This window comes from Allocatelliglobosispora scoriae, from assembly GCF_014204945.1.
GTDB lineage: Bacteria > Actinomycetota > Actinomycetes > Mycobacteriales > Micromonosporaceae > Allocatelliglobosispora > Allocatelliglobosispora scoriae.
In genome coordinates, this window is record NZ_JACHMN010000003.1 from 870,679 (window position 1) to 894,255 (window position 23,577).

Here is a 23,577-nt window from a genome sequence, read left to right on the forward strand (position 1 = left end):
GCCGTAGCTCGCCGCGCTGCGGGCATTGCTGCATCGCGCCCGCCCTCGCGGAGCATGTCAGCAGCGCGAAGTGTTGGTGTGCTCTGCCGCGCAGCCTGCTGGCGCGCCTTGTCGGCGAGCTCTTGATCGTGCTGTTTCCCGGAAGTAGTCCCCTCAGCCTGTGTCGGTAGGGCCAATTTCCGGGAAGTAGCGTGATCTTGCGCTGTGGTAGGGCCACTTTCCCGGAACGTGCACGATCACCGCCGCGCCCGCACCGCGCACCGCATTGCACCGCACGCATTGCACCGCCTGCACTGCGCTGCCTGCACTGCGCTGCCTGCACTGCGCTGCGCTGCACCGCGCGGAGCATGTGAGCAGCGCGAGGTGCCAGCGTGCCCTGCGGCGCGACGTGCTGGCGCGCCTTGTCGGCGAGCTCTTGATCGTGCTGTTTCCCGGAAGTAGTCCCCTCAGCCTGTTTCGGTAGGGCCAATTTCCGGGAAGTAGCGTGATCTTGCGCTGTGGTAGGGCCACTTTCCCCGAACGTGCGTGATCACCGCCGCTCCGCGCTCGCTCCGCCGCACCACCCACGCCGATCCGCACGCATCGCACGGCCCGTGCCGCCGCATCGCACCGCCCGTGCCCACCGCCTCGCACCGCCCGCGACACCGTCACGCCGCCGCCTCGCACGGCCCGCGCCGGCGCCCCGCACCGCCCGCACCCCGTCTCAACAAGCTCTCTCGATCGTGCCGAGAAACGCCGCCCAGGAGCGCGAAAAACCCCTACCCCGCGCTAGCCGGAGCGTGGAGCAGATCCAGCGGCCCGGTCATCGCACCCAAATCGAAGGTCTCCGCCAGCGGCGTGCAGGTGAGCACCAACAGCTCCCGTACCAGACTGGTGATCTTGCCCGTAGCCAGCGGAACCGGCGAGTCGCCGAACATCCGGCACTGCCGTACGAAGAACTGGCTCTCGTTCGAGATCCGCCGAATCATGATCTCCGTGACGATCTCGAACCGGGCATACCGCACGAGACCCACCCGGGCCACCGCGACCGAGTGCACCTTGAGCAGCGTCGTGTCGGTCGAGATCCCCTCCACCCTCCACCCGCCGAGCCGCCGCAGCGTGACCGTGGGAAACGTCGCCGACGGCACCTTGATGATCGTGTCCAGCTTCAGGTAGTCGCGAACCAGCTGTTCGTCGGCGCGCTCGTCGAGGCGGAACGCGAGCTCGAAGCTGTAGCTGTCCCGATCCGGCCGCCGCTGCCGCCATACCCGCCACGCCCAGGCCAGCACGAGGAACCCGGCCGCGCCGAGGACGACCGGCCACAACTCGACGAGCTGCTCGCTGAGGGGCAGGGCGTCCTTGCCGGACTGGTCGGCGGTGCGGATCGCGACGAAGACCGCGATCACCGTGAGCACCAGCATCAGCGCGTTGTAAGCCGTGTCGCCGACTCGGCGTCCGCCCGGCTGGCCGTGGCGGCTGCGCTCGATCTCGGCCATCGCCTCCTGTTCCGAGCGGGCCTGTTCCTGCTCGTAGAGGAGCCGTTCCTGCCAGTCGTGCTCGACCGCCGTCTCCAGGCTCTTGACGTTGACGCGGAGCCGGTCGAGCAGGTCGGCCCAGGAGCCCACGAGCGCCTCGACCTCGGCGAGCTGGATGTAGAGGTCGTGGGGCTGGTCGGAGTTCCGGCGGCCGAGGTCGGCGGCCCGGCCGGCCAGCGCCGTCATCGCGGTTCTCGCGCCGTCGGAGACGGTGAACATCAGCGGCAGCTTCGTGGCGACGAGCATGACGTAGCCGCGCATCTGCGACTCGGTCGCCTCGCCGGTCATCTCGGGAGTTCGCTCGTAGTCGATGCCGGAGAGGTCGAGCTGGATCAGGCGGGCCTGGCGGTGCGAGACGGCCATCATCTGGTCGAGCAGGCTCCTCCGTACGCTCTCGACGGACCGGCGCATCCACTGCAGCGAGCCGCGCGAGATCATCATGAAGCGGTGCAGGGTCGTGAGCTGCCCGGCGACGGTCGAGGCGTCGGCGGCCACGGTGACCTCGCGGATGAAGTCGTCGAGGTCGGTGGTGATCGAGGACTTCCGCTTGTACGCCTCCAGCCACTCACCCGCCCGTCGGTAGTGCTCGAAGAAGACCGCGGGCAGCAGCGACTGGTTGCACAGCCCTTCGATGAAGACGTTGAGCTGGTGGAAGCTGAGCGCTCCCCGGGGCGGCGTCGAGGCGACCTCGGTCTGCTCCGCCGCCGGTGCCGTGACGCTGAGCCCGTTGTATCGCCGGACGGCGGCGACGCCCTCGCTGCTGTGCCGGTCCCGTATGGACTGCAGCCGGTTGACCCCGAACTTCCCGCCGAAGACCGTGACGATGTGCTCCGCGAGGGCCTTGGCGACGAGTCCGGGCGCACCGTCGTGGGCGGCGCTGAACGTGTAGAACCCGAATTCGTCCACGCGCATCGTGACCGTCTGCACGCCCGCGTCGAGCAGCTCGGCGTGGGCGGGGCGGGCGTCGGCCAGCCCGACCACCGCCGTCGCCGTCTGCAGTGTCATGGTGAGGCTGACCGGCCTCGACTGGTCGTCCTGGTCTCCGCTGAACTCGCAGAAACCCACCCGCTCATAGCCGAAGGAGGCGGGCAGCACCTCGATGAGCCGCCGCAGGACGGATTCGCGCAGGAACGGGATGTAGTCGCTGCGCTCCGCGTGCCGCATCGAGACGCAGTCGCCGGTGAGGACGCCGTCGTCGCGTTGCAGCAGAACGGGATCGGTCATCGCGCTGTAGAAGTTGGCCGGCCCGATCGGCAGCCACAGTGAACGGGTAACCGCGCCCATCAGTCACATCCTGTGTAGTCGACCTCGCCGATGGTAGCCAGCGATGCAAATGCCTGCGCCTCAAGATCGCCACAACTCTTCAAGGGTTGCGGCGATCTTGAGGTGTCCCGACGGGTGGCGCCACGTCGCGGGCCATGGACAAACCGGCTCGGGCGGACGAGCATTTGATTTGACTATGTCGATCTACTGAGGAGGCCATGTGCGCCGCCTGTGTCTCGCGCTTGCCCTGTCCCTCGTGGGTGCGCTCCTCGTGCCACCCGGTGCCGCCACCGCCGACGGGGTGATCAGCTCCTTCTCCGTCTCGCCCGACTCCGTGCGCGACGGCGCGTCCTCGCAGGGGACCGTCACGCTCGCCTTCCCGGAGGGCACCGACACGACCGTCCTGATCTTCAGCGGCGACACCGCCGTCGCCACCGTCCCGGCCACCGCGACCATCCCCGCCGGTGCCATCGGCGTGACCTTCCCGATCGCCACCAACGCCGCGGCGCCGCCCACGATCGTGCAGCTCACGGCATGGGTCGGCAACACGCCCCGCTCGGCGAACCTCTCGGTCAACGCGGCGACCCCGCCCGGCCCGTCGCTCTCGTCGGTCTCCTTCGTCCCGACCACCATCGTCGGCGGCCAGAACGCCACCGGAACGGTGCGGTTCACCGGTGCGATGACCCAGGGCGCGGTGGTCCAGCTCTCCACCGGCAACCCGGCGATCGCCCAGGTGCCGGCGGAGACCGTCGTCAGCGCGGGGCAGTCCAGCGGCACCTTCAACCTCTCGACCTCGGCCGTCACCGCACCGACCACCATCACGGTCACCGCTCGGTGGTTCTCGGTCACGCGGACGGCGACGGTCACCGTCACCCCCGGCACGCCGCCGCCCGCCGACACGGTGCGGATCACGCGGGCGACCTGGAAGTCCGGGCTGCTGCGGATCGAAGCCACCAGCACCAACGTCAACGCGATCCTCAGCGTCTACTCCAGCGCCGGCAACTTCATGTTCACGCTCACCAACAACGGCGGCGGGCGCTACTCCGACCAGCGCGGCTTCATCACCAACCCGCAGCAGATCGCCGTGCGCAGCAACTTCGGCGGCTCCGCCGGCGCGACGATCAAAACCTGATGACCGATGTGTGGTGCCGGACTAATGACGATTGACTAGACGGCTCAGACCTGCGGCCACCGAGGTCGTCAGCAGCCAACCGAGCAGGACGAAGATCCAGCTGACGACCTCGCGTGGACCTGACATTCGGAACGACGACTCCTGACCGAGATCGATCAATGGTACGAGAAGATCGAACGCGTACGCGAACGGCCGGAACGCGGGTGGGTGATCAGCGATCGGGATCGGAGAGGAGTTCCGGAAGACGAACGTGCCGACAACGGTCAGCGCCAGCAACCACACTCCTGCGAGCCAGGTCCGGTATCCGTAGCCGACCGTCGCGTCGAGTAGTAGCCCCCAGGCTTTTCCGCGCCAGGTCAATGTCGACCGCCGAGCGCGCTGCTTGGCGAGTGCGACTCGCGCTGCGTCCTGTTCTCTGCCGGACAGACGGTAGAACGAGAGGAGTTGCTCATAGGGCTGGGGTGAGTAGCCGCTCTTGTTGCGCTGCAGCCACTCCAAACGTTGTTCGGCGCTCACCTCGGGCTGCGGCTGCAGCGATTCATAGGTGAAGCCATCCGTCGATATCCGAACCGGCCATGTCTCGGCTGCGTCGACGAGCCGGACGACCGTCACGTTGGTGAGGTCGAGCGTGCCGGATAGCGGCTTCGCGAAACGCAGGTCAAGGGTGTCGGCGGTCGTACCGGAGAGGTTGATCGGAACCTCACCTCCGCATGACTCGATACCATGCAGGTTGAGCGTTCCGCCGATCTCTGACGACTTCACCCTGATGCCGCCCGCGCACCTGAGCCCATCGCTCAGGTTCAGGTTGCGTCCCACCCGCAGGCGAGTCGCGCGGATGCTCGTGGGATCTTCAAGCGGCTTCTCTGACAATGTCTGCGGCTCGGTGAGAAGAGCACCTTCAAAGGCGATGCCGCCGGCTATCTGTGCGTTGGTGAGAACGATCGCCCCGGATGCTTCCAGCGGCTCCTTCGTACCCATGGCGCGCTGGAAGAAGAGACTGTCGCCGAGGACCATCCGCTCGCCCTGAAAGCAGATTTTGCCGGGGTTCCTGAGCCGCGCTCCCCGGAGCGTGACCAGGCCGTCGATGCGTGCGCTGATCAGTCTGATCTGGCCGTCGGCCTCCATGAGGCCGGCAAAGAGCGCGCCGCCGATCTTGATCCGATTGGCGTTCAGCGCCCACCGGTTCGGCTCTATGCTCTCCAGCGTCGCCTTCCGCAGGGACAGCTCATTGCCGATCCGCGCTCGCTCGAGGGTTACCTCCTGAGTGCTGTGGAACCCCTCGTCGAGCCACACGGAGCCCTTGACCTCGATTCCCATGGCATGCAGTCCAGGCATCGTCGACCCGGACAGCCGGAGGCTGGTCAGCGACGCGTTGTCGAGGCGGGGTGCTGACTCGAACCTGCACTCCACGAGCGCCAGCGGTGCGGCGATGGCGAGTTCTTGGAGGTCGAGCGTTCCGGTGATCGTGGCGTTGCGGAGCAGGAGCGCCGTGATCGTACTGTCGATGCTGTTGGTGACCATCCAGCGCAGCACCTCGGCGCGGACCGTCTGGCCGGCACAGTCGAATGCCAGGCCGCTGATTGCCGCGATGTGCAGTTCGCTCTCGACATTGCTGAGCTCGGGTTTGGCCATGACAGCACCTTCTGGGCGGCTATCCGACATGATCAGGCCCGCTTCAGCAGCCGGGTCAGACCTGCTGCGACCGCGCTGGTGAGGATCCACCCGGCGGCTGTGTAACCCCAGGCGAGCCAGCGGAGCGTGCCTTCGGGCCGCCAGTTGCTCTCCTGGCCGAACTCCACTACCGGGACGAGGAGATCCACCGTATAGATGAGCGGGTTGAACTCCGGACCCATGGTGGTCGTCGGCACGGTGGAGCCGGCGGCGAAGAGTGCCGACCCGCCGATCAGGAGGACGACGAGCCACACCCCCGCCATCCAGGTCTTGTAGCCGTATCCGACGGTCGCGCCAAGGATAAGTGGCCAGATCCTGGCGAATCGCCGTAGCGTCCTGGCCCGTTGCTTCTGTTTCTCAAAGCCGACAGACCTCGCCTCTTGCTCCTGTCCCGACCGTTGATAGACGGCGGCGAGCTGCTCGTACGGTTGGGGCAGGTAGCCCTTCTCGCCCCGCGTCAGCCACGTGAGCCGCCTGGCGACGGTCACGGTCGTTGCGGACGAGAGCCGCTCGTAGGTGAGTCCGTCGAGCGCTATCGCGGCTGGCCAGGACTCTTCGGCATCGTTGAGGAGCCCGACCTTCGCGTTCGTCAGGTCGAGATGGTTCGGCGGTTCGGCGAAGGTCAAGGTGAGAGTCTGGGCTGATGCGTCGGCGAGCCGGATGACGGCGATCTCCACTCCTCCGAGGCGGATCGGCGAGATGCGCGCTCCGTCGAAGGAGATGGTCCGCTCCACTGCGGCCGAGTTCATCGCGATGACTCCGGTGGCGCTGAAGCCATCCCGGCACAACAGGTTGCGGCCGACCCTGATCCCCGTCGCCTGCAGATTCACCAATTGGCCGGCCAGGTCGAAGTCCTTGGTATTGAGTTCCGGTGCACTCATGGTGCAGCCGGAGAAATCGACCGAACCAGCCACTCGGGCACCGTCGATCGTCACCCGGCCCTCGACCGTCGAGGAGTCCGAGTCCACGTCCTCGCGGTTGAACCAGATGCCCTCGTCGACCTCGATGCGTTCGGCCTGAAAGCAGAGCTGGCCAGGGTTGCGAAAAGTGGCGCTGCGTGCGTTGAGCACGCCGCCGATCCGCGCGCCGATGAGTCGCACCTGGCCCTCGACCGTGCTTCGGATGAAGCGAACACTGCTGCCGAAGTGCGCCTGGCTCGCCATAAGGGCGACGCCGGTCTCGGCTGAGCTCAGCTGGGAGCCTTCAAGGATAAGCGCACCGCCGACCTTTGCCCGAAGGAGGCGGACCTCGCCAGTGCTGATGATGCCGGTCAGGTCGATCGATCCATGGACCGTGAGGCCCGTGGCGCTGATACCGGGCACCGTACAGCGCTCCAGCCGCAGGCTCAGCACGGTCGCGTCGAGGAGCTGCGGCGCGGCCGTGAAGGTGCATTCGGTGAAGTCGAGAGGGTGGGTGATGAGCGCACCAGTGAGAGCGATTTCTCCCTCGATGACCGCGCCGACGATGCGTACGTTGCGGATGCTCGTCTGATCGTCACGTGTTCCAGTGAGAATCCATTCCAGATAGTCGGCGCGGATGACCCGGTCGTCGAGACCTCTCACGTCTGCAGACAAATGAGGACTTCCGGTCTTGGAAAGGTACGATTCGCCGGGGTGTCGAGGACTGTGATCCATGTCTGTCATTACGTCAGAAGGTGAACCCCGCGACAACGACTGATCATGTGGCATGTTGGGCGAATCGCATCACCGACTTCGGCGGTCCAGGCACAACATATGTATCCATGGCCGACCGCCGATGGGTATCCTGAGCCGCACCCTGTCCGTCAGTTAAACAAAGGGATCCCATGAGCCTCGACATTGGAGCGGTCAACAAGGCCTCGGAGCTGGTCGTGGGCGTTGGTCGCGCACTTCGCTACGCGCATTTCATCACCCCTCTGAATCAGCGTGAATCACGAGTGGCCTACTTGTCGGCATGGAATTCCGGACAGGCGATCGATCCGGTCTTCGAGTACCTGGAGCCGACCGCCGATACCCTGGACGCGATTGGGCGTGCCACAGCGGCGTTGCCCGACGACAGCGCGTGGCGGGAACGATTGAATCGAGAGATTGAGGCGGCACGCATTGGTCACGAGGCGCTCGTCACGCATGATCCAGCGACGATGACAGCCTATGCCCTGGGGCAGTTCGGCAGCCCCACCGATGAAGGACTGGCCCAAGCACTCGACTACCTCGCACACCATCCGCGGCAGGGCCCGGGCCCAGTTCAATGGACAGCAGACCGAGCTGCGGGAATCATGACCGAGGTACTCGCCAAAGCTGAGCTGGGGGACTGGGCGGTTGAGGTCGATGATCATATGGCGGCCCGGATGAGTGTTACGGGGGTGAAGCGGCTGCTGCGTGTGAAGCAGGGCGCCATGTTCACCCCCGCCGAGGTTCGGCGTCTGATCGTTCATGAGATCGGCACCCATGTCGCGCGAACCGTCAACGGCAACAGCCAGCCGCTGACGCTCCTCGCCCATGGCATCACCGGTTACATGGGCACGGAGGAGGGCTTGGCGGTCTGGCATGAGCAGCAGGAAGGTGTCTCCGACGTCAACGTCATGCGCACCTACGCCATGCGGGTGGTTGCTTGCCACAAGGCCATGACTGGCGGGTTCGGCGAAGTCTTCGCAGCAGTCCTGCCACACACGACACCGGAGGACGCCTTCGGCATCACCCTCAGGATCAAGCGCGGCCTCATCGACACCAGCCAGCCGGGTGGATATATCAAGGACCATGTCTACTTCATGGGGGCGCTTGCCGTTGCTGGGCATCTCGACCAGGCGTCGTCCGACCATGAGTTGCTGCTCGCGACGAAGTGGCCGCTGGCGGAGATCGAGGCGCTCCGAGATCTACGGGAGCAGGGTCTGCTCCTTGAACCGATCGTGCGGACGTCGATGATCGCCGCGTTCGCGCAGGAGGTCATGTCCAGTTACCGCGGCAGTGACCTGACGTCGTAAGAGTCGGCCGGGGCGGCACCGCACCGGCGGTGCCGCCCCGTCGATCGAGTCCTAGCGGGGCGGGCTGATCAGCGTCGCCTTGGCCCGGTAGGAGCCCTTCAGCAGCCAGGTGGAGTTGACCGCGCCCAGGCCCAACCGGACCTGGTCGGCCTGGTTGCCGTCGTTGTCGTCGGTGTAGCAGACCGACACCTCGCCCCACGGCGAGACGCCCACCGCGATCTGCTCCTGGCGTCCGACCGTCAGGTCGCTGAACGCCTGCGCGGTGATCCGCCCGGCCGTGGTGCCGTCGGCGTTGAAGCCGCGTGCCCAGACATCGAGGCCGTTGGCGGGCGTGGTCCAGGCGACGACGGTGTTCGCCTCGTCGTCGATGCCGACGCTCGGCAGGTTCGCGCCCGTCTCGGCGGAGGCGGCGACCTCGGTGTGGCGGGGCGTGCCGGCGGCGGTGAACGACCGCGTCCAGACCCCGAGGGCACCGGTGTGGTCGGACTCCCAGGCCACGGTGAAGTCGCCGTTGAAGTTGGCGGCGATCGCGGCGCGCCGCTGCTGGCCGTCGCCGAGCGAGTTGGCGGTCCGGCGGGTGAGGGTGACGGCACCGTTCGCCTTCGCCAGCCTGGTCAGGCCGATGTTGTCGAAGTTGTTGCCGTCGCTGTCCTCGTCCCACACGACGACCGCGTCACCCGAGGCGCCGACGGCGACATCCGGCCGGTGATGCGCGCCGGTGGCCTGGGACGCGACCACCTCGTACGCCTTCGTGGTGATGTTCGTGAAGCCCGATGCCCGGATGGTGGCGGGGCTGGTGCCCTGGATGTCCTCCCAGACCACGCTGAAGGCGACGGCGGCGGCGTTGCTCGGCGTACCGTCCGGATCCACGGCGACCTTCGGCCAGATCTGCTGCCCGGCGTCGGCCGCGTTGGCCTGGCCCGACGCGAGGATCGCCCCGGTCGGCGAGACCACCCGATAGGGCACGTTGAAGTAGCCGTTGCCGTCGGGGTCGTCGGACCAGACGACCACCGCGTTGCCCTTGTCGTCGAGGCCGACGTCGGGGCTGATGTGCTTCCAGTTGGTGCCGCTCGTGCCACCGGTGGAGAGCTTCAGTTCGTAGACGGCCGCCCCGTCCCGGTAGAGGCGCAGGAAGACCTCCGAGTGGCTGTTGTCGGCGGGTGCGGTGCTGTCGCGGTCGTCCTCCCAGACCACGGCGACGTTGCCGTTGCGGTTCATCGCGATGGCGGAGAAGTCCTGGTCGCCGGTGGCGACGCTGTTCGCGGTCGACCAGGTGACGCCCGGCGGTGCGGCGGATGCGGCGACGGGCATCCCCACGGCCGCGGCCAGGGCGGCGACGACGGTGGTGAGGACCAGCGGGGTGCGGTTCAACATCAACTGTTCTCCTAGATCTGCTGGAGGCCGGGCTGGCCCTCAGCGATGACGAACGAGCGCGTCGTGCTCACGGCGGCGCCGTGCTCGGTGACGCTGGCGACGGAGCGGAAGTCGGCCCGGACCTGGCTCGGGGTGATCGTGGTGCGGACGTACCCGCGCTGGTCGGAGTAGAACTTGATGTGCGGGTTCGTCGCGCCGTTGGGGATCGTGGTGCTGCCGGAGCCGTTGCCGTTGGAGGTGATCGAGGTGCAGACCAGCTCGGTGCCGATCGTCGCCGAGTTCGGGTTGGCGTAATCGGCCTTGAGGTTGCTGGCCCAGGACTTGTGCACGTCGCCGGTGAGCACCAGCGGGTTGCGGACGCCCCGGTCGACCCAGCCCTGCTGGATGCGCGCCCGGGACGCGCGGTAGCCGTCCCAGGCGTCCATGCTGCTCGCGCCCGCCGCGTCGAACTGGCGGGCGAAGAAGACCTGCTGGCCCAGGATGTCCCAGGTGCCCAGGTGCTGGCCGAGCCCGTCGAGCAGCCAGGACTCCTGCGCGGTGCCGGTGAGCGAGCGCGCGGGCAGGTCGGCGTCGGCGCAGACCTTCCAGCCGTCGCCGCAGGCCTGGTCGTCGCGGAACTGCCGGGTGTCGAGCATGTGGAAGGTGGCGAGCGACCCCCACCGGACCCGGCGGTAGAGCGGGATGGCGTTGCCGCTCGGCGCCTGGCTCGGCCGCAGCGGCATGTTCTCGTAGTAGGCCTTGTAGGCGGCGGTCCGCCGGGCGGTCCACTGGGCGGCGGTCAGGACCGGGCTGCTGTCGTTGCGGACCATGTTGGCGTAGTTGTTCTCGACCTCGTGGTCGTCGGGGACGACGAGCCACGCCGCGGCAGCGTGCGCCGCCTGCAGGTCGGGGTCGGTCTTGTAGAGCGCGTAGCGGCGCCGGTAGTCGGCGAGCGAGACGATCTCGGTGCCGAGGTGCTGGCGTACGCCGCTGGAGCCGACACCGCCCTCGTAGATGTAGTCGCCGAGGTGCAGGATCAGCCCCGGCTGGTCCTCGGCGATCCGGCGGTAGGCGTTGAAGTAGCCCGCCTCGTAGTGCGAGCACGACGCGAAGGCCATCACCAGGTCGCGGCCCGCGCTGCCCGCTGCCGGAGCCGTCCGGGTACGCCCGACCGCCGAGATGTGCCCCTGCGCGCGGAAGCGGTAGTAGTAGTCGGTGTCGGCGGCGAGCCCACCGGCGACCACGTGCACCGAGTGCGCGTCGGCGTAGCGGGCGATCGCCGTACCGGAGGCGATCAGCGTACCGAACGTGCTGGTCTTGGCGATCTGCCACTCGACGGTCACATCGGCGGTGCCCATGCCGCCCTGCCCGTCGGCGTTGAGCGGCGTCGGCGCGAGCCGGGTCCACAGCACCACGCTGTCGGCGGCCGGGTCACCGGAGGCGACGCCGAGCTTGAACGGGAAGGGCGATGCGGCGAGCGCGGTTCCCGCATAGGTCAGTGTGGACGCGGCGGCGAGCCCACCCAGGATGAAGGTACGGCGACCTAAAGATCTCATGGACGTAGATTTATGCAGATGCTTGAACGTGACAAGCCCTGCCGGTGAAGATCAGGCGACCAGCGGCCCTACGGTGATCACCGTTCGGTGATCGTCTCCAGGTTGGCGGAGTAGATCCGCACCCCGTCGGTGTCGCCGGTGCGGCGGCACTCCGCCAGCGCCGCCTCCGTGTGCTGCCGGGCGCCCTCGGTGTCGCCGAGCCGGTGCAGGTTGAGCCCGATCAGTCCGAAGATCTTCGCCAGGTGGCGCACGGACTCGGGAGCGTCCTCCGCCAGCAGGTCCCACAGCAGGTCGTTGCTGGCGTGGAAGCGGGTGCCGTCGCTGAGGTCCTGTGCCGTGGCGATGCGTCGGCGGACGTCGATCAGCCGCAGCGTCGCCGGATCGTCGCGGACGGCACCCTCGGCGAGCCGGGCCAGGTCGAGGTTGACCGAGTAGATCGCGACCCCCTCGCCGTCGCCGATCGCCGCGCACATCCGCAGGGCGAACTCGGTGTGCGCCACCGCGACGGCGTAATCCCCGGTGTGCAGCGCATTGCTGCCGAGCAGCCCGTGCACCTTCGGCGCGAAGTCGTCCACCGCCGTCCCGCTGACCTGCGACATCTCCGCCAGCACCCCGGTGAGCAGATCGGTGCCCGCGGCGAACTCGCCGATCGCGGCGAGCCGCTGCGCCTCCGCGTAGGCCCGGTGCCACTGCTCGATCGGGTTCGCCGATCCGCCGGTCAGCACCGCCATCGGCCCCGGGTAGCCGGCCTGGTCCATCACCTGCGCGATCGTGGAGAGCGCCTGGACCCAGGCGTTGACGGCCTGCTGATCGTCGCGGATCTGCTCGGGCACCCGGGCCCACGTGCGGAAGGCCCGGTCGACCGTCTCCAGCTGCGGCTCCAGGAGCTGCACGAACTGGTCGCGGGCGCCCATCGCGTAGAGATTGATCAGCATGTCGCGCAGGCCGCGCTCCTCGATCCCGTCCTCGCTCATCGGGCGCCTCCCAGCGTGGAGCCGAGCAGCTCCGTCAGGCCCGCGCGGAATACCCCGCCGGGCAGCTCCACGAAGGCGGCCGCGGTGGTCGCCACCCGGGCCGCGCGCTGGTCGCCGGGATCGCCGATCGGCAGGTGGTGGATGTTGCCGGCGCGCCCGTCGATCGCCACGACGGTGAGCGGGTAGCCGGCCGTCGTCACCCCGGTGATCAGTGCGGAGGCGGCGGCGCAGTGCTGGAGCCGGGCCCGGGTCGTGACGAGCAGCCAGCGGTCGGCGTCGACCGCGACGGTCCGCAGCGAGCCGTCGGGCAGGTGCCCCACCGGGGCGATGTCGCTCGCCAGCCAGGTCATCGTGCCGATCGGACCGCCTGCGGCCCGGGCCAGCTCGTCGAGGTGATCGTGGATCCACCGTCCGATGAGGACCGCCTCCCCCTCGCACGCCGCGACGATCGCGACGTGCGCGCCGTCGGCCGCGAGGCGTTGCCAGGACGGCTGGTCCGGGTGGGCGCTCGGCCGGCCGCCGGGCCTCAGCGCTCCGGTCCAGTCGATGGTGGCGCTCGCCGGTGGCGGCCCGCCGACGGGATGCGAGCTGCTCACCGGCACGACCAGGGTGGCGCCCCGGTCCACGACGGGCAGCGGGAAGCTGCCGGTCACGACCTCCATGTCATCGGTGTGCAGCCGGCTCGGGCCGCCCAGGCGGAGGAGCTGCTCATAGACGAGGGGCAGGTCGGTGCGGTGGGTCGCGGTGAGGCCGAGCCGGGTGAGGCACTCCTCCGGCGTCTGCAGGCCGAAGACCTCGGTGTCGAGCAGCGCCCGCCACACCAGGTGCGGCCGGTCGGCGAGCGCCCGCAGCAGGAAGTGCTCCGCCTCGCCGGACCGGGCGGCCGCGCGATGGGAGCCGACGAGCAGGTCGGTGGTGCCGGTGAGGTTGTCGGCGACAAGCGCCTCCAGGGTGCACCAGGCCCGGGTGAGGTGCGCGTCGGCGTCGTCGAGCAGGATCGCCGTGCGGCCGGTCGCCTGATAGGCGCTGAGGTGCCGCAGAGCCTGCTGGAACTCCCGCTCCTCATCGCCGACGTGGGGCCGCTGGGGCATGCAGCCGTAGTCGTACCAGACGAGGATCCGGTCGAGGACCGCGCAGAGTGCGGGCAGTCCCATGAGGAGCTCGCGCAGGCGCGACAGGCCGGTGTCGACGCGGGCCTCGGCCACCCCGCGATCGGCGGTGCGGGTCTCCAGCGCGGCGACCTCGGCGTGCAGCGCCGCCAGGCTCGCCTCGTCGAGAAGCGGGCGCAGCACGTTGACCACGATCGCCTCGGCCAGGTCGGAGCCGGTCACGCCCAGCTTGAGCCCCATCGCGGGGTGGCTGAGGCGGGGCTGGTGCAGCCCGCGGTAGAACGCGACCCGGGCCGCCTCGCACGCCGCGGCGACGACCTGCCACCCGATCATGGCGGCCTGCTGCCCCTCCGGGTCCGGCGCCTCGGGCCCCAGCCAGCGGTGCGAGATGAAGAGGTAGAGGTGGGCGGGCTCGGTCTCGGTGACCAGGTCGCCGCGCCACTGCTGCATCCGGACGACTCTGCCTGCGGCGATCAGCTTCCGCAGCGGCAGCCAGTGCGCGCCCGGCACCGAGAACCGGTGGGTCTGCGTCAGGATGGGCGGCTGGTCGTCCGGCTGGGCCTGCTCGGTGAGGAACGTCGGCGGCGCGCTGAGCGGGAACGACCACCGCTCCGACTGCGCGCCGTCGCGGTGGTGCGTCAGGTGGATGACCGTTCCGCGCACCTCGTAGCCGATCCGGCCGGTGATCCGGGGCAGCTCGATCGGCCGGTGTGCCAGTCTCTCGGTCAGGTCCAGCAGCTCCTGAACCTGGTCGGGCAGCCGGGTCCGCTCGCGGGCGGCCCGGTCGCGCAGCAGGTCAGGGATGGTCTGCAGCGGAACGGGTCCGGTTCTCGGAGCGGCCGAGCGGATCCGCGCACCGATCTCGTCGTATGCCGTCGTGCCGTCGGCCCGGCCGAAACCGAGTGCCTCGGCCGCGCCCCACCGTGACTGCGTTATCACTGAAAGCCTCCCGCCATCCGGCACAGGATAGGCCCGGCGACGCTCCACTGTGGTGCTCGGATCTAAAGGTGCGGAGAATAAAAGATTGCAGAGTCCGCAGGTTTTGCCTACCGTGGCTGGGTGACCCTCGTCGAGGACGCGCCCGCCCTGGGTCGGCGTGACCGCAAGAAGCAGCAGACGCGCGCAGCGCTGATCCAGGCCGCGCTGCGCCTCGCCGACGAGCGCGGCCTGGAGAACATCACGGTCGAGGAGATCAGCGAGGCCGCCGACGTCTCCTCCCGCACCTTCTTCAACTACTTCAGCAGCAAGGACGACGCGATCATCGGCGATCACCAGGCCGACGCGCCGCCGCTGCACGAGCTCTTCGCCGCGCTCCCCGCCGACATCCCGGTGATCGGGGCGCTGCGCCTCGCCCTCGCGCCGGTGATCGCGCAGGTCCAGGCCGACCAGGAGCTGTGGTTCCTGCGGATGCGGGTGCTCGCCGAGCATCCGGCGCTGCTGCCCCGGCTGCACGCCAACGGCGCCGCCGCCGAGCGCGACCTCACCGCCGCGGTCGCCGCCCGCACCGGCGTCGGCCCCGACCATGTCTTCCCGCCGCTGATCGTCGGTGCCGTCGGCGTCGCCGTCCGCACCTCGATGGCCCGCTGGGCCGCCTGCGGCGGTGCCCGGCCCCTCGCCGAGCTGCTGGACGAGGCGTTCGTCGCCCTCGCCGGCGGCCTGATGGACCCCCGCTAGTTCGCCAACGAAGGAAACGCGATGACCGCTGCCATCAGCACCACCGACAACTCAGCACTCGGCGGCGACCCGCCCCCGGTGGAGCCCGACGCTCCCGCGGCGAGGATGACGCCGAAGGAGGTGATGCAGGCCCTCTCCGGCCTGATGCTGGGCATGTTCGTCTCGATCCTCGCCTCCACGGTCGTCTCCAACGCCCTGCCCCGGATCATCGCCGACCTCCAGGGCACCCAGTCCGTCTACACCTGGATCGTCACCACCGAGCTGCTCGCGATGACGGCCACCGTGCCGCTCTGGGGCAAGATGGCCGACCTCTACAGCAAGAAGCTGCTGATCCAGCTCTCGCTCGGGCTCTTCGCGACCGGCTCGATCATCGCCGGCCTCACGCCCAACGTGGAGATCCTCATCGCCAGCCGCGTCGTGCAGGGCGTCGGCGCGGGCGGCATGACCGCGCTCGCCATGATCGTGATGGCGGCGATGATCCCGCCCCGCGAGCTCGGCCGTTACTCCGGGATCTTCGGCGCGGTCTTCGGCGTGGGCACGATCGCCGGTCCGCTCATCGGCGGCGTCCTCGTCGACACCTCGTGGCTCGGGTGGCGCTGGTGCTTCTTCATCGGCGTACCCTTCACGCTCTTGTCGATCCTGCTCCTGCAGCGCACACTGCACCTGCCGACGGTGCGTCGCGAGGTCAAGATCGACTGGCTGGGCGCCCTCCTGATCACGACCGGTGTCTCGACGCTGCTGGTCTGGTCCACGCTCGCCGGAAACAAGTTCGCCTGGCTGTCCGGCTGGACGTTCGCGCTCGTCGCGGCCGGTGTGATCATCCTGGCGGTCGCCGTCTTCGTCGAGGCGCGGGTGCCCGAACCGATCATCCCGCTCGACATCTTCCGCAACCGCACGGTCTCCCTCGCCACCGTCGCGAGCGTGCTCGTCGGCGTCGCGATGTTCGGCGGCACCGTCTTCCTCTCGCAGTATTTCCAGGTCTCGCTCGGCAAGTCGCCGACCGCGGCCGGCCTGATGAGCCTGCCGCTCATCTTCGGCCTGCTCATCTCGTCGACGGTCGCCGGCGGGCTGATCACCAAGTACGGCAAGTGGAAGATCTACCTGGTCTCGGGCGCGATCGTGATGACCGTCGGCATGGTGCTGCTCGGCACGATCGACGCGACGACGAGCGTGCTGGTCCTCTCGGTCTACATGGCGGTGCTCGGCGTCGGCGTCGGCATGCTGATGCAGAACCTCGTCCTCGCCGCCCAGAACGACGTGCCCGCGCACGAGCTCGGCGCGGCGACCTCGGCGATGACCTTCTTCCGCAGCATGGGCGGTGCGATCGGCGTCAGCGCGCTCGGTGCGGTGCTCGCCAACCGGGTCACCACGCTGGTGGCGGAGAAACTGCCGCCCGCGCCGGGTGGCTCGTCCGGCGGTGTCGCCAAGGTCCCCGACCTGAAGACGCTGCCGCCGGAGGTGCTGCGCATCATCCAGGACATCTACGGCACGGCGACCGCCGACCTCTTCCTGATCGGGGCGCCGATCGCGGCGCTGGCGGTGATCGCGGTCCTGTTCATCAAGGAGAAGCCGCTGTCGACGCTGAGCGGCGACGAGCGCCTCGCCAAGGAGCAGGCGTCGTCGTAAAACGCGGCGCATGATCGCGTTGTTTCCCGGAAACAGTCCCTACATCGTGCATGCGAGGGGACTGTTTCCGGGAAACAACGCGATCATTTAATTGCGTTGCGCGGCATGGACGTGCCGCTTAGTGTTCTGGGCACACCACTACTGAGGAGATTCCCGTGAGGACCTGGCAGACCGGCAAGCGAGCCGCGCACCTGTGCGCGAGCGACGCGATGCTGTCGACCGGTCTCCTCTGCGGACTCGACGAGTGGCTCAACGACAGTGAATGCCGCCGTGATGACGGCGGTGGGTGGCCCAGGTAGCGTTTGCGCAGACGCGACCAAGCCGCCCGCCCCTTTTCCGGGGACCGGGCGGTTTTTGTTTTCCCTATGGGTGTGGCTCAACTGGCAGAGCAGTGGTCTGGAAAAACCACAGGTTGCAGGTTCTACTCCTGTCACCCATGCGTAGGTGAACGCACCTTGAGAACTTCACAGCGGATGGCATAGAACAAGGGTCGATTCGGCTATGGGTAGGCCTTCCGGTTCTCGACCGGACAAAGCGGTTCGAGTCCCGCATCGACTACTCCCATCATATTCACCACCAGCAGAAAGGAGGCTGTCCCGATGAACGCAGTCCTCGTCCTCAACGCCGACCTCGGGCCGCTCCACCGGGTCAGCCTTCGGCACGCGATACGCATGCTCTACCGGCAGGTCGCCGAGGTCCACGAGGCCGAGCCCGACCAGGTCCTCGGTGTCTTCCCGATGCCCCGGGTCGTGCGGCTCGTCCGCTACGTCGTCACCCGGTGGCGCTTCGGCGGCGGGCCGAGCTGGTCCCGGCGCGGCGTGCTGGCCCGGGACGGCCACCGGTGCGGCTACTGCGGTGGCCACGCCGCCACGATCGACCACATCCTGCCCAGCTCGCGCGGTGGCCGGAACACGTGGCTCAACACCGTCGCCGCTTGCGGCGTCTGCAATCAGCGCAAGGCCGACCTCACACCGGTCGAGGCGGGCATGAAGCTGCGGATCACTCCCGCAGTGCCCTCCTGGACCGCGCTCGCGCAGCGCTGAACTGCGAAAAGTCGGCGCGCCACTCACGGGGGGTGGCGCGCCGCACCACGGGGTGGGTGCTGGTGCACAGTCTCGCTTTGCAAGCCTGACGGGCGGGGTTCGACTCCCCGACATTCCACGCCGCAATAGACCTTGAGTGGTTTCCGTCGCCATGGCGACGGAAACCACTCAAGGTCTCCAGAACCAAGCCCGGGTAAGCAATGCAAGCCGACGTAGCTCAGTGGTAGAGCGCCCGCCTGTCGAGCGGGTGGCGAGGGTTCGATTCCCTTCGTTGGCGCGGTCTCCGCGATGGCGGAGCATGCCTCCATGGCTCAGTGGATAGAGCGTCCGGCTACGAACCGGAAGGTCGCACGTTCGAATCGTGCTGGAGGCACTCGACGCGTGTTCGGTTATGGGTAGGCCACCGGGTTTTCACCCCGGTAGAGCGGGTTCGAGTCCCGCACGCGCGACCATGCAGCACGCCGTGCCATCCGCTGTGAAGCGCTATCGTAGTCGGCGGCGCACCGCTCGGCGAGCCGCTTTCGCCCCGCCGATCAGCGCCCAGCCCATGCGGGCCGACAGCGATCCGCTGAGCAGCTTGTTGATCCGTTGCGCCCGCTTGAGAGCGTCGTCGCGGGAGGTGAGCGCTTCGGCGTACCAGTCGGATTCGGCTCTGGACTCGGCGAGCTCGCGCGCGAGCCGGTCGCGCTCCGCGATCACCTCGCGCAGGGACCGCGCGGCCGGCTGCGGGCCGGGCCCGAGCGAGCGCCCGGCCATCACGGCGAGGGCCGCGGCCGGGTCGCCCGGCGGGAAGAGGTGGGCGAGCCCGGCGCCGGTCATCGACGCCGCCAGCTCCCGCAGCGCCACGTCGGGGTCACCGGCCGCCACCAGCGCGGACAGCCCGTCAGGGCCGACGATCACCTGGTCCGCGGCGACTCCGGCCGCGTCGCCGCCCTGCCAGCCGCCGACCAGCTCGCGCAGCGCCGGCACGTCCCGCCGCGTCGCCGCGTCCACGATCAATTCCCGGAGGGTACGCCCACCGGCCACCACGTCACCGTCACCGATGCCGTGCCGGAAGCGGGCCCACGAGCCGTCCCCCCGACGCCGGATCTCGTCCCATCCGCCCGGCTCCGCCAGGATCCCCCCGAGCGGCGACGGACCACCGGAGTGCGCCACCAGGACCCAGCCCGGCGCCAGTGAGAAGGCCGCACCGTGCCGCACCGAGTCCACCGCGAGCCGCACCGGATCGACGAGCTGGTCCACATCGGATGCTGCGCAGGCCCGCCCCACGGCGGCCTCGACGAACCCGCGTACCCCCTCGTCGTCCAGGAGCTCGGCCCCGAGCAGGGCGCGCGGCGCCGTCACCGCCGGATAGGCGGCATAGGCGCCCGCAACCTCGAGCCCGGCCGCGCCGAGCCGGGCGATCAGCGCGGCGAGCCCGGCGGGTCGGCTCCGGTCGTGCTCTTCGGCCGCCGTCCAGTCGGCGTCGGACGGCACGGTCGGCAGCGCGGCGAGCCGGTGCAGCCCGATCAGGTTCTCCACCCCGAGCAGCAGCGTCCCGCCCGGCCGGAGCAGCCCCACCAGCAGCGAGAACGCGGCCTCCCAGGTGAGGTCGTCGCTCTCGGCGGAGGAGAGCCGCCGGACCCCGTCGAGCGCCACCACCGTGTCGAACGGCTCCTCGGCGGCGAGCTTGTCGGGTGTGCCGCAGCAGACGGCGACGCCGGGCCGGTCGGCATAGCGGGCGGCGAGCGCCTCGGCGTCGGGCATCCCCCGGACGAGCAGGGTGATGCTGCCGGTGGGGAGCGTGTCGATGAGGGCGGGGTCGTGCGGCCCCGCGACGAGCGTGCGGCCGGTCTCGGCGGCGAGCAGGGGGGTGAGGGCCGGGCCGCCGGTGGCGCTGTCGAGGTCGGACCAGACCGGCATCTCGCCGCCTATCAGTCGCAGGTTCATCGGCCGGCCTCCTGGAGCAGGGTCGCGTCGTCCACATAGGGCTGTTGGAAGCGGTCCGGCCAGCCCAGGACGTGCCGCAGCTCGGCGGGGGGCAGGAGCCGGTCGGCGCCGAGCTCGGCGACGGCGATCTCCCGCGCCACGACGGGGTCGACCTGGGCGCCGTGCAGCTCGGGCCACTGCCGCCGGATGCGGGGCTGGCCACCGAAGGTCGGGTTCTCGCGCTCCAGCAGCATCGGGTCGCCGTAGACGGCCGGTTCGCAGCCCGCGAGCGCTCCGTAGATCACCGCGCTGCTGAGCCGGTTGGAGGCGACGCGCAGGTGTTTGCGCTGCTCTTCGAGTTGCCGGTAGAGGAACCGCGGTTCGAGGTTCTCCCACCAGCCGCCTCGGAAGCCGTGGCAGATGACCCGGAAACCGGCCCGCTCGTAGCGCTTGCGGGTGCTCCCGGACCGGAACTCCTGCCAGTAGAGGCACACCGTCACCGGTCCGGGCTCGGTCTGCTTGATCTCGTCGATGAGCCGGTTGTGGTCGCCGAGGACGTGCTGCCCCTCCCAGCCGTGGAAGGGGTACCAGATCGTGCCCTCGCGCTGCTCGGCCGCGCCGAGGTCGGGCTCCATCTCCAGCAGGTACGCCCAGGGCGATCCCACCACGTGCGTGTGCCGCCGCCCCAGCGACCACGCCCGTCGGCGGGTCCGCTCGGACCAGAGCAGCAGCGGGATGCCCGCCACGAACTCGTGGTCGGCGGCCATCCCGTCGCCGATGTTCCAGCCGTGCTGGAGGTAGCCGTGGATGCGTGGCGGATCCCGATCGTCCAGACCGCAGTAACGGGCCAGGACGTGCGAGTGCCCGTAGTAGTGGTTGGCGTGGTGCACGGTGGGGAGCCTAGCCAGGTCGGCTGCGTCGCTCGCGTCCCCGAGTGACGGCCGGGCGAAATCTCGGTGACGAGCACATGAAGAACCCTGCCGCTCGCCTGCTGTATACCCGTCGGCCTTCTGCGATTCACCGGATCAACCTCGTCGACTCATAGCGTCCGGCCCATGTCCTGGACCCCCGATGTGAGCGTGGTGATCCCGACCTTCGCCCGCCCGGACCTGGTGACCCGTGCCGTCCACAGCGCGCTGGCGCAGACGCTCGAGCGCATCGAGGTCATCGTCGTGATCGACGGTCCCGACGAGGCGACCCGGGACGCCCTCGCGGCGATCCCCGACCCGCGGCTGCGCGTGATCGAGCTGGCCACCCAGGCCGGGGCGCCCCACGCCCGCAACGTCGGCGTGACCGCGGCACGCGCCCTGTGGACCGCTCTGCTCGACGACGACGACGAGTGGCTGCCGACGAAGCTCGCCGTGCAGCGCCGCGTCGCCGACGAGGTCGAGATCGCGCTGCCGATCGTGGCGAGCCGCCTGCTCAACCGGACGCCGCGGGCCGAGTTCGTCATGCCGCGCCGCATCCCCGCCCCGGGCGAGCCGCTCAGCGAATACCTCACCGTCCGCAAGGGACTCTTCCACGGGGAGGGCTTCATCCAGACCTCCACGATCATGGCCCCGACGGAGCTGCTGCGCCGCGTACCGTTCACCGTGGGACTGCGCCGCATGCAGGAGCTCGACTGGACCATCCGCGCGCTGAACCAGCCGGGCGTCGACCTGGTCTTCGCCGACGAGCCGCTCGTCATCTGGCACACCGACGAGAACCGCCCCCGGATCAGCACCGGGGTGAAGTGGGAGCCGCAGCTCGAGTGGCTGCGGCGCAGCCGACCGCTGCTCACACCCAGGTCCTACGCCGCGATCGCGATGAGCTCCCTCAGCTCGATCGCCGCGCCGACCCGGAGCCGGCGGGCGTTCTGGCTGATCCTGGGCGAGGCCCGTCGGCACGGCAAGCCCAGCGCCATCGACTACCTCACCTTCCTGCAGATCTGGCTCGTCCCGCAGTCCCTGCGGCGCGGCCTGCGCGACCTCATCCTCGGTCGCCGCGATGCCGGGCAGGTGGCGACCGCCTACACTCCACCGGTCGAACCTCCGCTCAGCAGAATCGGTGAAGATGTCCGTCGGTAAGCATGTGGTCATCTGGCGGAGCCTGCTGCTCCCCGGATCCGAGACGTTCATCCGCAACCAGGGGGGCAACCTCACCGAGTGGCGACCGACCTACCTCGGTGCCCTGCGGATCCAGTCGCCGCTGACGGCGCGGACCGATGTCATCGCCTACCCGGACGGTCTGCGGGGGAGGGTCGCCTTCCTGCTGCTGCGGCTCACCGGCGGGTCGCGCCGACTGCGCGGGCTGCTCACGGGGCTGCGGCCGGCCGTCGTGCACGCGCACTTCGCCGGGGACGGGTGGCTCATCAGCCGGTCGGCGGTGCGGGCCGGTGCGCCGCTCATCATCACCCTGCACGGGCTGGACGTGACGAAGCAGCCGACGGCGGCGGGCATGCGGGGCAGCCGCTACCGGCGCAACCTGCGGACCGCTTTCGACCGCGCGACCGTCATCCTCGCCGTCTCCGAGTTCATCCGGGGCCGGGCGATCGCGCTCGGTGCCGATCCGGCGAAGGTGCGGGTGCACCACACCGGCGTACCGCTCCCGCCCGTGCCGGATCCCGTCGAACCCGCGTCCGACCTGCTCTTCGTCGGCCGCTTCGTGGAGAAGAAGGGGATCGACGACCTCATCGAGGCGGTCGGCCTGCTCCCGGAGCCCCGCCCGCGCCTCGTGCTCATCGGCGCGGGGCCGCTGGAGGAGACGATGCGCCGTCGTGCCGAGGCGCTCGGCCTCGACGCCACCTTCCTGGGTTCCCGCGACTCCGCCGAGGTCAGCCGCCGGATGGCCGAGTCGAGGATCTTCGTCTCGCCGTCGAAGACCGCCGCCGACGGCGACTCCGAGGGTCTGCCGACGACGATCCTGGAGGCGGCCGGACACGGACTGCCGACGGTCTCGACCCACCACAGCGGCATCCCCGAGGCGGTGGTGCACGGCGAGACGGGCCTGCTCGGCGCCGAGGGCGACCCGGCGGCGCTCGCCGCCAACATCGCGTTGCTCCTCGCCGACGAGGAGCTCCGTGCCCGCCTCGGCAAGCAGGCCCGCGCGCACGTCGAGGCCAACTTCGACCTGGCGAAGCAGACCCGCCTGCTGGAGGCTCTCTACGACACGGTCTCGACGAGCCCCCGGGCATAGTTCGTCATCGACCGCTGGTAACGGGGCAGGTGCGCGGCGAGCGCCTGCAACGCCATCGACAGCGCCTCGCGTTCGCGACCGGCATCGGCGAGGCAGAGCGCGAGGGTGCAGACGACCGCGTCCGACAGCTCGTCGGCGGGGCGGGCCAGCTCCGCCGTGAGCAGCTCGGTCGCCTCGTCGAGGGCGCCGATGTTGCGCAGCGAGCTCGACATCTGGATCGTGGCGCGCCGCCGCCGATAGGGGTCGAGGCCACCCGCGAGCGCCTGGCGGTAGAGCGGGACCGCCCGGTCGGAGTGGCCGTGCGAATCCTGTGCGCAGCCCCGCTCGAACGCCGCCAGCGGACTCCCCGCGGGCAGCTCGGTGACGAGGTCCTCGATCGCGGCGAGGAAGGACTCCTCGTCGTGGTCGTCCAATGTGGCCCACAGACCTGCGGAGCGCTGCTCGTACGCGGAGTCGATCTCGATCATGAACCCAACCTACTGCAGGTGCCGGACTCGATGGCCGAAGGGACGAGCGGAGCGGCGCCGGTCCGGCAGAGTGATTGCTGACAGCACCGTGACGGACACGGAGTGCGACATTCCCTGCGGTGGGCCGCATAACGTGCCGCATTCAAGGTGTGTC

18 protein-coding genes and 4 tRNA genes are annotated in these 23,577 nt (G+C 69.4%); 12 read left to right on the top strand and 10 right to left on the bottom strand.

Translation table 11 applies throughout. The features are described from left to right. Positions 1-758: 758 nt before the first annotated feature. Positions 759-2,798 carry a hypothetical protein gene (locus tag F4553_RS30390; protein ID WP_184842847.1) on the bottom strand — a complete coding sequence of 680 codons (2,040 nt, stop codon included), beginning with the start codon at positions 2,796-2,798 and terminating at the stop codon, positions 759-761. A gap of 199 nt (positions 2,799-2,997) precedes the next feature. Between F4553_RS30390 and F4553_RS30395 the strand changes: the two genes are divergently transcribed. After that, a complete protein-coding gene (locus F4553_RS30395) occupies positions 2,998-3,909 on the top strand; it encodes a hypothetical protein (protein ID WP_184842850.1) in 912 nt (303 codons plus the stop codon). Between the two features lie 21 nt (positions 3,910-3,930). Here the strand turns inward: F4553_RS30395 and F4553_RS30400 are convergent, their stop codons facing one another. Both F4553_RS30400 and F4553_RS30405 read right to left on the bottom strand, forming a co-directional pair. Continuing rightward, the gene (locus tag F4553_RS30400) at positions 3,931-5,541 is read right to left on the bottom strand and encodes a hypothetical protein (protein ID WP_184842853.1); all 1,611 of its coding nucleotides are present in this window, start codon (positions 5,539-5,541) and stop codon (positions 3,931-3,933) included. A gap of 32 nt (positions 5,542-5,573) precedes the next feature. Further along, entirely contained in the window at positions 5,574-7,142 is a 1,569-nt protein-coding gene (locus F4553_RS30405) for a hypothetical protein (protein WP_184842856.1), read from the bottom strand. 242 nt (positions 7,143-7,384) lie between these two features. On the opposite strand from F4553_RS30405, the gene F4553_RS30410 reads away from it, so the two are divergent. After that, complete coding sequence (locus F4553_RS30410) at positions 7,385-8,539, top strand: tyrosine/phenylalanine carboxypeptidase domain-containing protein (protein ID WP_184842859.1); 1,155 nt, start codon at positions 7,385-7,387, stop codon at positions 8,537-8,539. A gap of 51 nt (positions 8,540-8,590) precedes the next feature. On the opposite strand, the gene F4553_RS30415 is transcribed toward F4553_RS30410, so the two are convergent. From F4553_RS30415 to F4553_RS30430, 4 genes are all read right to left on the bottom strand, one after another. After that, positions 8,591-9,913: a hypothetical protein gene (locus F4553_RS30415; protein WP_246467525.1), complete on the bottom strand. Its 1,323-nt coding sequence runs from the start codon at positions 9,911-9,913 to the stop codon at positions 8,591-8,593. An 11-nt stretch (positions 9,914-9,924) separates the two neighbouring features. Further along, complete coding sequence (locus F4553_RS30420; RefSeq protein WP_184842862.1) at positions 9,925-11,448, bottom strand: alkaline phosphatase D family protein; 1,524 nt, start codon at positions 11,446-11,448, stop codon at positions 9,925-9,927. 77 nt (positions 11,449-11,525) lie between these two features. Then, positions 11,526-12,422, bottom strand: coding sequence for a hypothetical protein (locus F4553_RS30425; protein WP_184842864.1), 897 nt, complete (start codon positions 12,420-12,422; stop codon positions 11,526-11,528). Further along, on the bottom strand, positions 12,419-14,470 hold the full coding sequence (locus F4553_RS30430; protein WP_184842867.1) for a hypothetical protein: 2,052 nt from the start codon (positions 14,468-14,470) through the stop codon (positions 12,419-12,421). The genes F4553_RS30425 and F4553_RS30430 overlap by 4 nt, the downstream gene beginning before the upstream one ends. Positions 14,471-14,590: 120 nt before the next feature. On the opposite strand from F4553_RS30430, the gene F4553_RS30435 reads away from it, so the two are divergent. The 8 genes from F4553_RS30435 to F4553_RS30470 all read left to right on the top strand — a co-directional run bounded on the left by F4553_RS30435 (position 14,591) and on the right by F4553_RS30470 (position 18,326). Then, on the top strand, positions 14,591-15,205 hold the full coding sequence (locus F4553_RS30435) for a TetR/AcrR family transcriptional regulator (RefSeq protein WP_312875448.1): 615 nt from the start codon (positions 14,591-14,593) through the stop codon (positions 15,203-15,205). 21 nt (positions 15,206-15,226) lie between these two features. Then, on the top strand, positions 15,227-16,831 hold the full coding sequence (locus F4553_RS30440) for an MDR family MFS transporter (protein ID WP_184842870.1): 1,605 nt from the start codon (positions 15,227-15,229) through the stop codon (positions 16,829-16,831). A gap of 155 nt (positions 16,832-16,986) precedes the next feature. Further along, on the top strand, positions 16,987-17,130 hold the full coding sequence (locus tag F4553_RS30445; protein WP_184842871.1) for a hypothetical protein: 144 nt from the start codon (positions 16,987-16,989) through the stop codon (positions 17,128-17,130). A 66-nt stretch (positions 17,131-17,196) separates the two neighbouring features. Continuing rightward, positions 17,197-17,270 (top strand) — tRNA-Ser (locus F4553_RS30450). A 160-nt stretch (positions 17,271-17,430) separates the two neighbouring features. Next, positions 17,431-17,874 (top strand): HNH endonuclease, encoded by a 444-nt coding sequence (locus F4553_RS30455; protein ID WP_184842872.1) that lies wholly within the window; start codon positions 17,431-17,433, stop codon positions 17,872-17,874. A gap of 206 nt (positions 17,875-18,080) precedes the next feature. Then, a tRNA-Asp gene (locus F4553_RS30460) sits at positions 18,081-18,151 on the top strand. Positions 18,152-18,174: 23 nt separating this feature from the next. After that, positions 18,175-18,247: transfer RNA gene (locus F4553_RS30465), tRNA-Arg, on the top strand. Between the two features lie 5 nt (positions 18,248-18,252). Next, positions 18,253-18,326 (top strand) — tRNA-Glu (locus F4553_RS30470). 31 nt (positions 18,327-18,357) lie between these two features. Here the strand turns inward: F4553_RS30470 and F4553_RS30475 are convergent. Both F4553_RS30475 and F4553_RS30480 read right to left on the bottom strand, forming a co-directional pair. Continuing rightward, entirely contained in the window at positions 18,358-19,803 is a 1,446-nt protein-coding gene (locus F4553_RS30475; RefSeq protein WP_184842875.1) for a hypothetical protein, read from the bottom strand. Then, positions 19,800-20,672, bottom strand: a complete 873-nt coding sequence (locus F4553_RS30480; protein ID WP_184842878.1) for a hypothetical protein — start codon at positions 20,670-20,672, stop codon at positions 19,800-19,802. Before F4553_RS30480 ends, F4553_RS30475 begins: the two co-directional genes overlap by 4 nt. 165 nt (positions 20,673-20,837) lie before the next feature. Here F4553_RS30480 and F4553_RS30485 point away from each other — a divergent pair, with 165 nt between their 5' ends. Together F4553_RS30485 and F4553_RS30490 are read left to right on the top strand one after the other, a co-directional pair. Further along, positions 20,838-21,848: a glycosyltransferase family 2 protein gene (locus tag F4553_RS30485; protein ID WP_184842883.1), complete on the top strand. Its 1,011-nt coding sequence runs from the start codon at positions 20,838-20,840 to the stop codon at positions 21,846-21,848. Then, positions 21,835-22,956 carry a glycosyltransferase gene (locus F4553_RS30490; protein ID WP_184842886.1) on the top strand — a complete coding sequence of 374 codons (1,122 nt, stop codon included), beginning with the start codon at positions 21,835-21,837 and terminating at the stop codon, positions 22,954-22,956. Before F4553_RS30485 ends, F4553_RS30490 begins: the two co-directional genes overlap by 14 nt. Here F4553_RS30490 and F4553_RS30495 read toward each other — a convergent pair. Then, positions 22,923-23,423: a tetratricopeptide repeat protein gene (locus F4553_RS30495; RefSeq protein ID WP_184842888.1), complete on the bottom strand. Its 501-nt coding sequence runs from the start codon at positions 23,421-23,423 to the stop codon at positions 22,923-22,925. The two genes, F4553_RS30490 and F4553_RS30495, sit on opposite strands and share 34 nt — an antisense overlap. Positions 23,424-23,577: the final 154 nt, after the last annotated feature.

Bases quoted from the DNA above. Each gene is read 5' to 3' on its own strand.
- F4553_RS30485 (WP_184842883.1), top strand. From the start codon at position 20,838: ATGTCCTGGACCCCCGATGTGAGCGTGGTGATCCCGACCTTCGCCCGC.
- F4553_RS30400 (WP_184842853.1), bottom strand. From the start codon at position 5,541: ATGGCCAAACCCGAGCTCAGCAATGTCGAGAGCGAACTGCACATCGCG.
- F4553_RS30475 (WP_184842875.1), bottom strand. From the start codon at position 19,803: ATGAACCTGCGACTGATAGGCGGCGAGATGCCGGTCTGGTCCGACCTC.
- F4553_RS30455 (WP_184842872.1), top strand. From the start codon at position 17,431: ATGAACGCAGTCCTCGTCCTCAACGCCGACCTCGGGCCGCTCCACCGG.
- F4553_RS30420 (WP_184842862.1), bottom strand. From the start codon at position 11,448: ATGAGATCTTTAGGTCGCCGTACCTTCATCCTGGGTGGGCTCGCCGCC.
- F4553_RS30495 (WP_184842888.1), bottom strand. From the start codon at position 23,423: ATGATCGAGATCGACTCCGCGTACGAGCAGCGCTCCGCAGGTCTGTGG.
- F4553_RS30410 (WP_184842859.1), top strand. From the start codon at position 7,385: ATGAGCCTCGACATTGGAGCGGTCAACAAGGCCTCGGAGCTGGTCGTG.
- F4553_RS30490 (WP_184842886.1), top strand. From the start codon at position 21,835: ATGTCCGTCGGTAAGCATGTGGTCATCTGGCGGAGCCTGCTGCTCCCC.
- F4553_RS30415 (WP_246467525.1), bottom strand. From the start codon at position 9,913: ATGTTGAACCGCACCCCGCTGGTCCTCACCACCGTCGTCGCCGCCCTG.
- F4553_RS30425 (WP_184842864.1), bottom strand. From the start codon at position 12,422: ATGAGCGAGGACGGGATCGAGGAGCGCGGCCTGCGCGACATGCTGATC.
- F4553_RS30440 (WP_184842870.1), top strand. From the start codon at position 15,227: ATGACCGCTGCCATCAGCACCACCGACAACTCAGCACTCGGCGGCGAC.
- F4553_RS30390 (WP_184842847.1), bottom strand. From the start codon at position 2,798: ATGGGCGCGGTTACCCGTTCACTGTGGCTGCCGATCGGGCCGGCCAAC.